Source organism: Flavobacterium limnophilum (assembly GCF_027111315.2).
In the GTDB taxonomy this organism is placed as follows: Bacteria; Bacteroidota; Bacteroidia; order Flavobacteriales; family Flavobacteriaceae; genus Flavobacterium; species Flavobacterium limnophilum.
In genome coordinates this window covers 3,817,660-3,832,505 of record NZ_CP114289.2, presented here as the reverse complement: position 1 = coordinate 3,832,505, position 14,846 = coordinate 3,817,660, and the positions used below count along the sequence as shown (strand labels likewise).

Sequence of the window (14,846 nt, the reverse complement as noted above, 5' to 3'; positions counted from 1 at the left end):
AATTTTCGATTTTAAATCAATGTAACCAATTCATCCACAATCTTTCTATCATTGCTCAACCTTGGAATCTTGTTTTGTCCGCCCAGTTTTCCAATGGATTTCATATAGTCCTGAAAGCCGTTTTTGGCCACTTTTGTGACAACCAATTTTCGCAATACTTTGCCCACAATCAAATCATCGTAGTAGATATTTTGTTTACGCATCGCATTGTCCAAAGCTTCTGCAAAAGCTTCTGGATATTCAGGTTCGTTTTCAAATTCGATGAACCATTCATGATATGGCAAACCTTCGTTTGGCGTAATTTGTGGCGCAACCGTAAATTCGTTGATGCGAATGTTGGTTCCAATAATGGCTTCCTGCAAAGCACTTTCTACCTCTTTTCCAATGACGTGTTCACCAAAAGCCGAGATGTAATGTTTGATTCTTCCCGAAACGATAACTCGATAGGGTTTCAAACTCGTAAACTGGACAGTGTCGCCAATGTTGTAACCCCAAAGTCCGGCATTGGTCGAAATAATCAACACATAATTCACGCCCAATTCGACTTCGCCAATGGTGTGTCTTTTGGGATTTTCGGTATAAAACTCGTCGCTTTTGATGAATTCGTAGAAAATTCCGGAGTTCAATAATAGCAACATTCCTTTTTCTTTTTGTGAGTCTTGGTAGGCAAAAAACCCTTCCGAAGCGGGGAATAATTCTATGCTGTCCACTTTTCGTCCAATCAAGTTTTCGAATTTGGCTCGATAGGGTTCATAGTTAACGCCTCCATAAATGAACAAATTGAAGTTTTTGAAGATTTCGCCCACGGGCTTTCCTCCTTTTTGATGCAATTTTTCGAAATACATTTGCACCCAAGACGGAATCCCGGAAATCACGGTCATATCTTGGTCAAAAGTTTCTTCGACAATGGCATTTACCTTGGTTTCCCAGTCCTCGATGCAATTGGTTTCCCAAGAAGGCATTCGGTTTTTTTGCAAATATTTGGGAACAAAATGTGCCACGATTCCTGACAATCTTCCCAGTTTTACGCCGTTCTTTTCTTCAAGAATGGGGCTTCCCTGCAGAAAAATCATTTTTCCATCGACAAAATCGGCGTTTCCGGTTTCGTGAATGTAATGCAGAATGGCGTTTCGTGCGGCTTCTATGTGAAAGGGCATCGATTCCTTGGTTAGCGGAATGTATTTGGCTCCCGAAGTGGTTCCTGAAGTTTTGGCAAAATAAAGCGGTTTGCCTTTCCAGAGAATGTTCTCCTCGCCTTTCACCACTTTATCGACGTATGATTTCAGACCTTCGTAATCCCGAACGGGGACGTTTCTCGAAAAGTCTTCAAACGTTTTTATTTGGTCGAAATGATGGTCAATCCCAAATTGGGTATTTCTAGCTTGACGAATTAAATCCTCGAAAACTCGCTGCTGGGTTTTCGTTGGATTGGTTGCCCAAAGCTGTGTTTTCCGATAGATTTTTTGTGCAAAAAGTTTAGCAAAAAAAGGTTTTAAAGACATTATAAGGGTTTTATTTTTTTTTCGCTTTCGATGCGTTGGATTTTGAATTTTTTTCTTCTGTGGCTACCTCTTTTCTTAATTCTAATTCTTCTTCTGAAGCAGATAGATCAACTTGGGATGGTGCTTCATCGGCTGTGGCAAGAATGGAATCTTTGTTGAATTTGGCATATTCGAGTTCGCCGGTCAATACTTTTTGGATGGATTTGATGTAGGCTTCGTTTTTCTTTAAAGCCGTGGTCAAGGAATCGGATTTCAGGGCCAATTCGGTGGCGTCTCTTTTTAATTTGGAAGAAGAATATCCTGGAATAAACTCGCGCAATGGGGTGAAAGCAATGATTACGGTGGTAAAGGAAATCAGTAAAATGGCTCCCAAGGTTGCCGCCACAAAAACATTCATTAGATTCAATTTGAAGGAAAAAATTTCTTCAAAAGTATCCTCATTCAAAATAACCAATCGGTTTTTTAAGAATAATTTATTGATGAGTTTTCTTCTTTTAAGCCTCTTTTCAGACATATTTTGCGTTTATGATACAAATATAATAATTTATATCTTTGATATTACCAGCCAATTCGGGGCATTCGCTTTTAAAAAGAAAAATAAAGTTAGCCACGAATTACACTAATTGTCACTAATTTTTATCAAAATTTAAAATTGAATTGCACGAATTTTATCTATTTTTAAGAATTTGTGCAATTAAAAACTAATTGTAATTCGTGTTATTAGTGTAATTGCTTCGCCTATTCGTCCCGACAATTATCGGGACTCGGGTCGTGGCGGAAACTTTTAAAAGCGAATGCCCTGCAGCCAATTCAACCGTTGCCATTCCTGATGATTTATTTATTTTACGAAATTTTTAACTCTTTTGATGCTAAATAATTAACTTCAAATGAATTTATGTTAGGGAATTCTATATACCTTTGCCCCCACGAATTATTACAAATTTGCTTCGGCAATAAATTATTTTAATCATGGGAAGTTTAGGTGTAACGGAAATCCTTGTTATTTTAGCAATTGTTTTATTACTTTTTGGAGGTAAAAAAATTCCAGAATTAATGAAAGGTTTGGGTAGTGGAATTAAAGAATTCAAAAATGCTGCTAAAGACGACCAACCAGCGGAAAAAAAAGAAACAAAAGAAGAAACAAAAGAATAAATTTTCTTTAAATTTCAACGGTAAAAAAATTCCAAACTTCAAGTGATTTATTTCCTTGGGGTTTGGAATTTTTGTTTTATGAAACCAACCATGGCCTTGTTTGTTATTTTGTAGTTTTTTCTTAAAAAAACATCGTTTATTAAGGAGTTTATCGTCTTTTTTTGTAATTCGTAGATTAAAATATTTTATGTACTATGGTTTTTAGTAGTTTTAACGAAATTTTTTACTAAAAACCATTACTCTATGATTGATTTAACACGTAGAAATTTCATTAAAAATGTTGGATTTGTAAGTACTGCAACCCTACTTTGCGGCTCGCTTCTTGGGCAAAACACCCTCACTAGTTTTTTGGATTCAGACAGAGAAGAAGAAAATATTTTATCGAAATTTTCTAAATCAACACATTCAGATGCTTTTCTTTTAGATCAAACTCTTTTAGATTGTTATAATAAAGCAATTGTAAGTTGGAAAGAAAACGGTTATGAATCTTCAAGTAATTTTTGTTATAATTCTCAAGACGGTCATTTGAAAATGTTTCCGATGCATCTTCATGTTGCTGGTGCAGGGAAATTAGATGCTGTTTTGTTATGTTTTGGAAAAAACTCAAATGGAGAATGGAAAACATTAAAATCATTGTCCGGATTTGATTTGGAAGCCATAAATATTGCCATGAAAGAACTACAAATCAACAACAAGAATGTGGATTTGTCCCTTTATTTATTTCCTGCCCCAATTCAAAAATTTGATCCATACGGTTTTGAAACCAATAGGGGAAGCGTTTCTCTAAAAACAATTTTATCCACAGAAAAAACCTCAACGATAATAATTGTCAAAGAAAGGAATACGATAGTTTACGAAAAAGAAATTGTTTCCCAACATACTCTATCAGTAAGTTCTATACTGGTTTAATAAAACATCTAAAAAAATAATAAACATCTAAAATAGTCTCATTATGGCAGAACCGTTTTTATCTGAAACAAGAATTATGTCTTTTAGCTTTGCTCCAAAAGGATGGGCATTGTGTAATGGACAATTATTGCCCATAAACCAAAACCAGGCTTTGTTTTCCTTATTAGGTACTACTTTTGGTGGCGATGGAAGAGTAAATTTTGCCTTGCCTGATTTAAGAGGAAGAACGCCAATTCATGTTGGAAATGGTCATACACTGGGGGAACGAGGAGGGGAACAAGCTCATACATTAACCATAGCCGAAATGCCCACGCACACACACATTCTTAAAGGAACGTCTCAAGCAGTAACAACTAACATTCCTACGAGTATGACTGCATTAGGAAATACAGCTCCTAATCAAGCATACGGAAATCCTAATAATCTAGTGGTATTAAATCCGACATCGGTTTCAAATACAGGCGGAAGTCAGGCTCATTTGAATATGCAACCTTTTTTAACCTTGAATTTTTGCATCGCTTTACAAGGAGTTTTTCCCTCCCCTAATTAATAATTCTAAAAAGTTACAACTATGGCACAACCTTACGTTGGTGAAATCAGAATGTTTGCCGGAAATTTTGCTCCTGCAGGATGGATGTTTTGTGAAGGACAGCTTCTTCCTATTTCTGAAAATGAAACATTATTTCAATTAATCGGAACTACTTATGGTGGTGATGGTCAAGAAACTTTTTCTTTACCTGATTTACGGGGTCGCATTCCAATACATCAAGGAAATGGATTTATTCTTGCCGAAACTGGTGGAGTTGAAGAAGTAACCCTAACTTCTAGTCAGATTCCTAGCCATTCTCATCCGTTATTGGCTTCTAATAATTTAGCTAACAGCGGAAACCCTGGTAATAATTTATTGAGTAGTACGGCAACCGGTAATAAAATATATGCTGCAACAAACACAAGTGTAGCGTTAGCTAATAATTCAATAACTGCGGTTGGTGGTAGTCAGCCCCATACTAATTTTCAACCTTATTTGTGTGTAGATTTTATAATTTCATTATTTGGAATATTTCCATCTCCAACGTAATATAAATCTAGCGTTCTTTAAATTTTTAAACACCAAAAAATAAAATATTATGGATCCATTTGTGGCCGAAATACGCATATTCCCATTTAACTTTGTCCCAAGAGGTTGGGCTTGGTGCGATGGTCAACTTTTACCTCTATCTCAAAACACAGCACTTTTTTCGTTATTGGGCACAACTTATGGCGGTGACGGAAAATCGAACTTTGCATTACCTAATTTGCAAGGCAGGACACCTATGCACCCTGGCCAAGGTCCAGGATTATCATTGCATGATTTGGGAGAAACTGGTGGTGTTGAAACTGTATCTTTGCTAGAGTCAGAAATACCTTCTCATAGTCACAACTTAAATGCTGCCAACTTAAATTCGCAATCTACTGTCCCATCAGCCAACAGTTTAGGCCGAGGTAATCCTGTAAAGATTTATTCTACGGGCACTCCGTCAACTGCAATGGCAGATTCTTCGCTTGCTCCTGCTGGAGGAGATCAGCCTCATAACAACATGATGCCTTATTTGACGATGTATTTTTGCATAGCCCTTCAAGGAGTTTATCCTCCAAGAACTTAATTAATTATTGCATTGGATTTAGATATAAAAAATATTAATCTTCGAGACATTCACGAAAGTGATTTATCTGTTTTGTGTAAAATATACGGCAGCACACGCACGGAAGAATTAGAAAAAGGAACCAATTGGAGCGAAGAACAAAAAAACATGTTTATTGAACAGCAGTTTTTTGCCCAGCATGAATATTATCAAAAAAATTATATCGGGGCAAAATTCTATATAATTGAGAAAGAGAATACTACAATTGGAAGACTGTACATTGATTTCTTTTTTGAAAATAAGGGTATTCGAATTATAGATATTACTCTTTTGCCAGATTGGCGAAAAAAAAATATTGGCAGTTCTATTTTGGAAGAAATAATAAAAAAGGCCGCAAAAGTGAATAGGAATGTTACTATTCATGTAGAAAGTTTTAATCCTGCCATGAATTTATACAAGAAATTGGGATTTACAAAAATTAGCGAAACAAATGGTGTCTACCATTTAATGGAGTGGCGTCCTGAATGAAACCGACAAACAAGAAAATATAACAAATGGATATAGCTTTACTTACTTTAAATGATTTTGACCCACACTTAAACAAGGTATTCACGATTCAAATTTCTGATGAAATTCAGCTTGATGCAGAGTTAATTGAAGTAACAAAGCTGAATAATTATTCTCCTTTGGAAAGGAGTCCTTTTTCCATAGTTTTCCGTACAGAACAAAAAAACGAATATTACCAACAAGGTATTTTTACCATTATCCATCCTCAAAAAGGCAATTTAGAATTGTTTCTTTCTCCGCTAGGTTTTGATAGTTTCGGGATGAGATACGAAGCCGTATTTTCTTAATTGTGCTAACTCTTTAAAGTAAAAAAAATGAAAAAAAACAAACTCTTAATTGTTACAATACTACTAGGGTTCCTTACATTCGGAATGTCATATAACACCCTTATCAAGGAAAATGTTGTTGCTCAACTTGTAAAGCAGATAGCAAAAGTCGAGAAAAAAATTGTTGGCAAGGAGACTAATAGCAAAATTGAATCATCTCCGGTCAAAAAAGAAGCAATCGCTAATTCAATTGTTGCTGCAACGGTCAGTGTTACCAATGCAGTTGCCATAAATGGCGGAGGAAATGCTCAACCTGGATCACAACTTGACTTTACCATCACTATAAATAATACTGGAACGGATGCCACTGGAGCAACTTTTCAAGACATTTTGGATGCTAATTTGACATTAGTTCCCAATTCTCTTAAAGTAACTCCAATTGCTGTAAATGACGCTTATAACTGCATCGGAAATGTTGGAATTACACTAAATGCGGCTCAGGGTGTTTTAGCCAACGATGTTAGTCCTGACGGAACGGCGATGACTGTGGCCATATTGGCAAATGGAGCTCATGGAACTGCTGCTTTATCCACAGACGGTTCCTTTACCTACTATCCAACAGCTGGTTATTCCGGTGCCGACAGTTTTACTTATACACTTACAAATGCCGGCGGAAAAACAAATACAGGAACAGTCAACATTACAATATCAACACCTATCTATTTTGTAAATAGTTCAGTGGCAACAAACGGAAATGGTACTTTATTAAGTCCTTTTAAATTAGTACAGAATGCTGTTGGCACGGGATCTAACCCCGTTTTTATTTACACAGGTACTGGAAGTAGCGGTACCACATTGACTTTGTCAACCAATCAAAAAGTGATTGGACAGGGAGCGACAGCCAGTTTAGTATCAATATTAGGTCTAACAGTTCCTTCTTACAGCAATGTATTGCCAACAACTGGTGGTACTAGCCCAACTTTTTCTGCTATAACACTTAGTTCTAATAATGACATTCAAGGAGTTATACTTTCTTCCAACATGACGGGTTCTAGCGTTGGAACTTTAAAAGTAAGAGATGTTACCATAACAGGAGGAAATACTACTGCCGTAAGCATTAATGGAGGTGGCGTTTTAGACTGTATCTTTAAAAGTATTTCTTCGAATGGAGGTGCGGGAGGAATAATTATGACCAATACAACAGGGAGTTTTCAAGTCACTGGAACTGGAACTACTGCCGGATCCGGAGGTACAATTCAAAACGTATCCGACAAAGGAGCTCATTTTAATTCATGTACAAACATTTCGCTTAAAAACATGAATTTTGTGGGTTCAATCAATGCTGCTATTTCATTGGTTGGAAGTACCGGAATTGCATTAGACAATATTTCGGTTACCGGTACAAACAATAATTTTGGCATCTCAATAAACAATGTAACTAATTTTACATTAAACAACAGTACTTTAACTGGTTGTGGAAGTAATGTGGCAAGCTCAAATGTTGGTGGTATATACGCTACAAATCTCAAAGGGACCTCTTCCATAACCAATACAAATGTTAATGATTCCTGGGGGCGTGGTTTTTATGCTTATAATGACCAGGGAACTTCAAATCTAACCATAACAGCGTGTCAATTTAAAAATTCTTTTAATAAAGCAAACGGTGGAAGTAACTTTGTTTTTGAAGGTTACGGAACTTCAAATAATACTTTAGTGTTAAAAAGCAACGATTTTTCTAATTCTAAAGAATATGGTTTAACACTAAATTTTGGTGGCACTTCAACAAACAACATACAAGTTGGAGGAAACACAATTGCTGAAGGAAACACTATAAATGCAGCAGCTTCAAGCCCGGGTAGCAATGGTTTGTCATTGCAATCAACTGGATCGGCAACAGTAAACTATAATATAATAAACAATACCATAAAATCAAGTTTCAATGGAAGCTTTACTTGTAATGTTGGAAGTCAGGATAATGCCACCATGAATGGAAGAATAAATTCTAACACAATTGATGGTAGTGGAACAGGATCTGTTTCCAATGGTATTTCAGTTGCAGCTTATGGAAATGCTAAACATATTACAGAAATATTAAATAATTCCATCACCAATGCCAGTAACTATGGTATTTTATCTGAAGCAAATGATAATAATATTTTTACCGCAAACGCCAGAATGGATGCCAGCATAAAAAACAACAACATTAGTTTAGTGGCAAATTCATACGCACATATTGGGGTAATTTCAATAGGAACTTCGACAACTTCTTTAATAAGTGCCGCAAATATTGGAAATAATACAACTAATAGCCCTGTAACTAATCTTGTTGCAACTTTCGATGTATTGGCTCAGGGCTTAGGCAATAAAGTAATTTTGCAAGGAACAACTCCTTTAGTAAATGGAACAGGTGACAGAACTACAGCACTTGCCTCTTTTTGGAATGCAAATAATAGTGCAAATCCAGGAACAGCTATAGACGAACAAGGCGGAGGAACAATCGAATCAGGAACAGTCCTTGTTCCTAGTAACGCATCAGCATCAAAAATTGCAGCACCTAAAAATGTTGAAGAACAAACAACTCCAATCGCAGAAATTCAAAATAGTACACTTGCAAAGACCAATCAATCTGCTAAAAATAGTTCAGCCAATGCAACAACAGAAACAATTTTGGTAGGGCCATTTACTTTACCTGCAGGAAAAGGAACCGTAATCACTTTTAGTGCAACAATTAATGCTGCAAATGTATTGCCGGCAACTACTTGCGCCGTAACAAACATGGCGTCTGTAAGTGGAACTAATTTTGCAACAGTAAATTCAAACATTACGACAACTTCAATAAAACCCGGAAATGCAACATTTACAAATACTACGGAAAACATTCCATGTTTGGGTAGCACTCCTGTGACACTAAATGCCACTTGTCCTCTTGGTACAACAGCTACTTGGTACACAACTTTGGCAGGAGGCACCAGTTTTGCAACGGGAACATCAGTAACCGCAACCCCTACAACAAATAATACTACTTATTGTGTGGCTTGTGAAACTGCCTATTGTGCAAGTGACAGATTATTAGTAAAAACAGTGACCGGTACTCCATCGACAACATCAGCTGCCGAAACAGTAACCGCTTGCGATACTTATACTTGGCCTGAAAACAATACTGCTTATACCACTTCTGGAGTTTATACCAATGTGGTGGGTTGTGATACCAAAACTTTGAATTTGACCATAACAAAATCATCGGCATCCAGCCAAACTGTAACCGCTTGCGATACTTATACTTGGCCTGAAAACAATACTGCTTATACCACTTCTGGAGTTTACACTAATGTGGTGGGTTGTGATACCAAAACTTTGAATTTGACCATAACCAAATCATCGGCATCCAACCAAACAGTAACCGCTTGTGATACTTATACTTGGCCTGAAAACAATACTGCTTATACCACTTCTGGAGTTTATACCAATGTGGTGGGTTGTGATACCAAAACTTTGAATTTGACCATAACCAAATCATCGGCATCCAACCAAACAGTAACCGCTTGTGATACTTATACTTGGCCTGAAAACAATACTGCTTATACCACTTCTGGAGTTTATACCAATGTGGTGGGTTGTGATACCAAAACTTTGAATTTGACCATAACAAAATCATCGGCATCCAACCAAACAGTAACCGCTTGTGATACTTATACTTGGCCTGAAAACAATACTGCTTATACCACTTCTGGAGTTTATACCAATGTGGTGGGTTGTGATACCAAAACTTTGAATTTGACCATAACCAAATCATCGGCATCCAGCCAAACAGTAACCGCTTGTGATACTTATACTTGGCCTGAAAACAATACTGCTTATACCACTTCTGGAGTTTATACCAATGTGGTGGGTTGTGATACCAAAACTTTGAATTTGACCATAACAAAATCATCGACATCCAGCCAAACAGTAACCGCTTGCGATACTTATACTTGGCCTGAAAACAATACTGCTTATACCACTTCTGGAGTTTATACCAATGTGGTGGGTTGTGATACCAAAACTTTGAATTTGACCATAACAAAATCATCGGCATCCAGCCAAACTGTAACCGCTTGCGATACTTATACTTGGCCTGAAAACAATACTGCTTATACCACTTCTGGAGTTTATACCAATGTGGTGGGTTGTGATACCAAAACTTTGAATTTGACCATAACAAAATCATCGGCATCCAACCAAACAGTAACCGCTTGTGATACTTATACTTGGCCTGAAAACAATACTGCTTATACCACTTCTGGAGTTTATTCCAATGTGGTGGGTTGTGATACCAAAACTTTGAATTTGACCATAACCAAATCATCGGCATCCAGCCAAACAGTAACCGCTTGCGATACTTATACTTGGCCTGAAAACAATACTGCTTATACCACTTCTGGAGTTTATACCAATGTGGTGGGTTGCAATACCAAAACTTTGAATTTGACAATAACCAATTCATCGGCTATTAATACCACTGTAAGCTTAAGTTCGGGCATATTGACATCTAATCAATTTGGAGCTACTTATCAATGGTATAAATGCCCGAATACTTTGCTTGCCAATGAAACAAACCAATCTTACACTCCTTCAACCGTTGGAGATTATAAAGTTGAAATTAAAGAAGGCGCATGTACTGTTACATCAAATTGTATCACTATAAATAGTCTTACCGTTGGTGAATTCAAACAAAATGAATTTAAAATTTATCCAAATCCTAGTAAAGGAATAATAAAAATTATAACCGCTTATGGAGGAAATTATCTTGTAATAGACCAATCAGGGAAAACTATAAAATCAATCAATCTGGAAGAAAATGTAGTCAATACTTTGAACCTAGAGAACTTACCCGAAGGAATTTATTTTATCATATGCACTAGCGATAATACAATTAAAGCCCAGAAATTTTTAATTAAAAAATAATTAGTCAACCCTTAAACAAGATATAAAAAACTGATTGTTAATGACTCACATTTAAAAAGAAACCACGCTTTAGGATTAATTTTCCTCAAAAGCGTGGTGGATATATTCATAATGCACTTTTGGCAGGTATTGGCTACAATCTAAAAATGAGACTTACCCAAATCAAAGAGCAAATTGTTCCTTGGCTCTAATTTTTTATTCTGATTTTTAAGTAATGACTAATTAAACTAAGTTTCAAAAAAAGCCTACTTTTATGCCCCAAATCATTATAAATGAAAAAAATAATCTTCTTTGCCACATTGTTAGTTTGTGGCACTTTTGTGCATTCGCAAACCCAGTCTTTTCCAGCCAATAAAATCTATGCGAATGGTTTAATGGCTACTACAAAAAATAGTCAAGATGTCGTCGACAGCTATGCTATCTGGAAAAATAATTTTGTAGAAAACTGTAATAATGGACGTTCCAGAGTAAAATTTGACACCTCATCCCAAACCGTTTCAGAAGGAATTGGTTACGGAATGTTATTGTCTGTGTACATGACCGACAAAACGCTGTTTGATGCCCTTTGGCTCTATTACAAAGACAATGTAAACAGCAATGGCGTGATGAATTGGAAAATCAATGGCTGTTCAGGAACCATAGGTCAAAACGGAGCCACCGATGCCGAATTAGACGCTGCCTTTGCTCTTATTGTCGCCGACTATCAATGGGGAAGTACTGGCACTATAAATTATAAAAACGATGCCAAAACCTTAATTTCTTCCATTAAAACTTATGAAGTAGAAGCCAATACTTTTGTGCTGAAACCAGGAGATGCTTTTGGCGGAACTGCAATTACCAATCCTTCTTATTTTGCGCCAGCTTATTACAGAGCATTCGGAGTTTTTACTAATGATACTGCTTTTTGGAATTCAGTTGCCTCAAAATCTTATACTGTTATCAATAATAATCTGACTCAAAACAATGCTGCTGGCGGATTAGTATCAGACTGGTGTGATGCTTCAGGAAATTATTCTTCACAAGCCGGCGGATATGCCAATCAGGGAAAAAACTATACCTATGATGCCGCAAGAACGCCTTGGAGAATTGCAGTTGATTATTTATGGTATGGCTCTGCAGAGGCCAAAACCTATTCTAAAAAATCATCTGATTTTGTTCGGTTAACTTTAGGTGGAACTTCCAACATAAAAGATGGTTACCAGCAAAATGGCACGTTAAGCGGACAATGGCATAATGCTACTTTTGTTGGGGCATTTGCCTGTGCTGCAATGAGTGGCGAAAACCAAACCCATTTGGATGCCTCTTATACTGATTTAAAAAACTTAAATGAGCCCAATAGCTATTTTAATCACACCTTAAAAACGCTATATTTATTGGCCTTGACTGGTAATTTTTATTTACCTCCAACAGCAGTTTTAAAAACTGCTGATTTTACTGCTTCCGATGATGTTATTTCGGTATATCCAAATCCAAGCAAAGGAATTTTTACAGTTACAGCTCCAAAAGAATTCGAAATTATAGTGATTTCTCCCCAAGGAACTATTGTTTCCAAACAAAAAACAACTGCTGAAAAAAGTGAAATAAATTTAGCAGGAAAAGCTGCTGGCGTCTATTTAGTAAAAGTTATAAACAACCAAAAAAGCATTACTAAAAAAGTGATTTTAGAATAGATTGCCCTAAACTAATAAAATCCCAAATTACAATATAATTTGGGATTTTTGCTTTTACAAAACCATCGTCAACTGAATTCTCTTCCTGTCCTCATCCACCTCGGTTACTTTTACCTCAACGTGCTGGTGCAGTTTGACCACCTCATTCACATCGCTCACAAAACCGGCTTTGAGTTGGGAAATGTGAACCAAGCCGCTTTCTTTCAAACCAATATCGACAAAGCAACCAAAATTGGTAATGTTATTCACAATTCCAGGTAAAATCATTCCGGTTTTCAAGTCTTTGATTGTTTTTACATTCGGGTCAAATTCGAAAACTTTAGCTGATTTTCTGGGATCTAATCCTGGTTTTTCGAGTTCTTTGATAATGTCTTTAAGTGTTAATAAACCTATTTCGGGCGTGATGTAATTTTCGGCTTTAATCAAAGCTGTTTTTTCTTTATTGGCAATCAAATCATTTACCGAAAGTTTTAAATCTTTCGCCATTTTCTCGACTATGCCATAAGCTTCGGGATGCACGGCAGAATTATCCAACGGGTTTTTGGCATTCGAAATTCGGATGAAAGCGACACCTTGTTGATAGGCTTTTTCTCCTAATCGAGGCACTTTTTTCAATTGTTTTCGGTCTTCAAAAGGTCCGTTTTCCGAACGGTATTGCACGATGTTTTCGGCCAGCTTCTCTCCTATTCCACTCACGTAACCCAACAAATGCTTGCTCGCCGTATTGATGTTTATCCCAACGGAATTCACGCAACGAATCACGGTATTGTCCAATTCTTCCTTGAGTTTGGTTTGATCCACATCGTGTTGGTATTGCCCCACTCCTATTGCTTTCGGGTCAATTTTTACCAATTCAGCCAAAGGATCCGACAATCGTCTTCCGATAGAAACCGAACCACGAACCGTAACATCATAATTTGGAAACTCTTCTCTCGCAATTTTCGAAGCGGAATATACCGATGCACCCGCTTCTGAAACGATGAAAACCTGCACAGGCTTGTCAAATGCAATTTTCTTGATAAAAAATTCAGTTTCGCGTGAAGCCGTTCCGTTTCCAATTGAAATCGCATCAATGCTATAGGCATTGACCATCGATTTTATCTTTTTCATCGCCATTGCCGTTTCGTTTTGTGGCGCATGCGGATAAATGGTTTCGTTGTACAACAAATCGCCTTTCTCGTCTAGACAAACTATTTTACAGCCCGAACGAAATCCCGGATCGATTGCCAAAATTCGTTTTTCGCCCAAAGGTGGCGCCAACAGTAATTGACCCAAATTATTGGCAAAAACCTGAATCGAATTGGCATCAGCCTTGGCTTTTGCTTCTTGCAAAGCTTCGTTTGAAATGGCAGGGTTCAGCAATCTTTTATAACTGTCTTCAATCGCTAATTGTACGTGTGGCGTGGCTGGACTTTGCCCTTTCAAAACCAATTCGTCAATAATATCATAGGCTTCGTCAATATCTACTTCTACTTTAAACTTGATGAAACCTTCATTTTCGGCACGCAACATCGCCAATAATCTATGCGAAGGTGCTTTTGTCAAAGGTTCTGACCAATCGAAATATTGATTGAATTTTTGGGCGTCTTGTTCCTCTTTTTTGGTTTTTACGACCTTGGTTGTGATGGTTGCTTTTCGCTGAAAAAGTCTTCGCAACTGTTTACGGACATAAATATTTTCGTTAATCCATTCGGCGATAATGTCGCGTGCGCCTTGCAAAGCGGCATCTTCATTAATCACGTTATCGTTCAAATATTTGGTCGCGATAAAATCGACATCGTCGTTGTTTTGCGCCATCATAATTTTGGCCAAGGGTTCCAATCCTTTTTCACGGGCGACATCGGCCTTGGTTTTTTTCTTCTTTTTGAACGGCAAATAAAAATCCTCCAATTCCTGTAAATCGAAGCTCTGCTGGATTTTTTTATCCAATTCGGGTGTTAATGCGTTTTGCTCTTCAATCGATTTTAAAATGGCTTCTTTTCGCTTTACGATGACTTCGTAATCCTTTTGGAGTTTGGCGATTTGTTCGATTTGAACCTCATCTAGATTCCCGGTTTTGTCTTTTCGATAACGGGAAATAAAAGGAATCGTGCAGTCTTCTTCCAATAATTGAACCGTGTTTTGAATGTTTATGGCTGCTGTGTTAACGAATTTGGCTATGAATTGTATGTTGGTCATTTTTTTGATTTTTTAGTAAATAATGCGAGAATATTG

The 14,846-nt window shown here is 37.0% G+C and carries 12 protein-coding genes; 9 read left to right on the top strand and 3 right to left on the bottom strand.

Going from position 1 to position 14,846, the window contains the following annotated elements; all coding sequences use genetic code 11:
- Window positions 1–11: 11 nt before the first annotated feature.
- Window positions 12–1,502, bottom strand: a complete 1,491-nt coding sequence (locus OZP13_RS15900; RefSeq protein WP_281297808.1) for a GH3 auxin-responsive promoter family protein — start codon at window positions 1,500–1,502, stop codon at window positions 12–14.
- 10 nt (window positions 1,503–1,512) lie between these two features.
- A complete protein-coding gene (locus OZP13_RS15895; RefSeq protein ID WP_281297807.1) occupies window positions 1,513–2,016 on the bottom strand; it encodes a peptidase in 504 nt (167 codons plus the stop codon).
- Window positions 2,017–2,471: 455 nt separating this feature from the next.
- Here OZP13_RS15895 and tatA point away from each other — a divergent pair, with 455 nt between their 5' ends.
- The 9 genes from tatA to OZP13_RS15850 all read left to right on the top strand — a co-directional run bounded on the left by tatA (window position 2,472) and on the right by OZP13_RS15850 (window position 12,632).
- Complete coding sequence (tatA, locus tag OZP13_RS15890) at window positions 2,472–2,654, top strand: twin-arginine translocase TatA/TatE family subunit (RefSeq protein WP_281297806.1); 183 nt, start codon at window positions 2,472–2,474, stop codon at window positions 2,652–2,654.
- Between the two features lie 243 nt (window positions 2,655–2,897).
- Window positions 2,898–3,563, top strand: a complete 666-nt coding sequence (locus OZP13_RS15885; RefSeq protein ID WP_281297805.1) for a hypothetical protein — start codon at window positions 2,898–2,900, stop codon at window positions 3,561–3,563.
- Window positions 3,564–3,606: 43 nt separating this feature from the next.
- Window positions 3,607–4,113, top strand: coding sequence for a phage tail protein (locus OZP13_RS15880; protein ID WP_281297804.1), 507 nt, complete (start codon window positions 3,607–3,609; stop codon window positions 4,111–4,113).
- Window positions 4,114–4,134: 21 nt separating this feature from the next.
- Window positions 4,135–4,641 (top strand): phage tail protein, encoded by a 507-nt coding sequence (locus tag OZP13_RS15875; protein ID WP_269241095.1) that lies wholly within the window; start codon window positions 4,135–4,137, stop codon window positions 4,639–4,641.
- 61 nt (window positions 4,642–4,702) lie between these two features.
- Window positions 4,703–5,206, top strand: a complete 504-nt coding sequence (locus OZP13_RS15870) for a phage tail protein (RefSeq protein ID WP_349293479.1) — start codon at window positions 4,703–4,705, stop codon at window positions 5,204–5,206.
- A 12-nt stretch (window positions 5,207–5,218) separates the two neighbouring features.
- On the top strand, window positions 5,219–5,713 hold the full coding sequence (locus tag OZP13_RS15865) for a GNAT family N-acetyltransferase (protein ID WP_281297802.1): 495 nt from the start codon (window positions 5,219–5,221) through the stop codon (window positions 5,711–5,713).
- Window positions 5,714–5,739: 26 nt separating this feature from the next.
- On the top strand, window positions 5,740–6,039 hold the full coding sequence (locus tag OZP13_RS15860) for a DUF6916 family protein (protein ID WP_269241090.1): 300 nt from the start codon (window positions 5,740–5,742) through the stop codon (window positions 6,037–6,039).
- A 27-nt stretch (window positions 6,040–6,066) separates the two neighbouring features.
- Complete coding sequence (locus tag OZP13_RS15855) at window positions 6,067–10,962, top strand: Ig-like domain-containing protein (protein WP_281297801.1); 4,896 nt, start codon at window positions 6,067–6,069, stop codon at window positions 10,960–10,962.
- Window positions 10,963–11,234: 272 nt separating this feature from the next.
- A complete protein-coding gene (locus OZP13_RS15850) occupies window positions 11,235–12,632 on the top strand; it encodes a glycosyl hydrolase family 8 (protein WP_281297800.1) in 1,398 nt (465 codons plus the stop codon).
- A 54-nt stretch (window positions 12,633–12,686) separates the two neighbouring features.
- Here the strand turns inward: OZP13_RS15850 and OZP13_RS15845 are convergent, their stop codons facing one another.
- Entirely contained in the window at window positions 12,687–14,810 is a 2,124-nt protein-coding gene (locus tag OZP13_RS15845) for a Tex family protein (RefSeq protein WP_281297799.1), read from the bottom strand.
- Window positions 14,811–14,846 lie beyond the last annotated feature (36 nt).

Coding starts and splice junctions, on each gene's coding strand:
- OZP13_RS15900 (WP_281297808.1), bottom strand. CDS start 1,502: ATGTCTTTAAAACCTTTTTTTGCTAAACTTTTTGCACAAAAAATCTAT.
- OZP13_RS15895 (WP_281297807.1), bottom strand. CDS start 2,016: ATGTCTGAAAAGAGGCTTAAAAGAAGAAAACTCATCAATAAATTATTC.
- tatA (WP_281297806.1), top strand. CDS start 2,472: ATGGGAAGTTTAGGTGTAACGGAAATCCTTGTTATTTTAGCAATTGTT.
- OZP13_RS15885 (WP_281297805.1), top strand. CDS start 2,898: ATGATTGATTTAACACGTAGAAATTTCATTAAAAATGTTGGATTTGTA.
- OZP13_RS15880 (WP_281297804.1), top strand. CDS start 3,607: ATGGCAGAACCGTTTTTATCTGAAACAAGAATTATGTCTTTTAGCTTT.
- OZP13_RS15875 (WP_269241095.1), top strand. CDS start 4,135: ATGGCACAACCTTACGTTGGTGAAATCAGAATGTTTGCCGGAAATTTT.
- OZP13_RS15860 (WP_269241090.1), top strand. CDS start 5,740: ATGGATATAGCTTTACTTACTTTAAATGATTTTGACCCACACTTAAAC.
- OZP13_RS15855 (WP_281297801.1), top strand. CDS start 6,067: ATGAAAAAAAACAAACTCTTAATTGTTACAATACTACTAGGGTTCCTT.
- OZP13_RS15850 (WP_281297800.1), top strand. CDS start 11,235: ATGAAAAAAATAATCTTCTTTGCCACATTGTTAGTTTGTGGCACTTTT.
- OZP13_RS15845 (WP_281297799.1), bottom strand. CDS start 14,810: ATGACCAACATACAATTCATAGCCAAATTCGTTAACACAGCAGCCATA.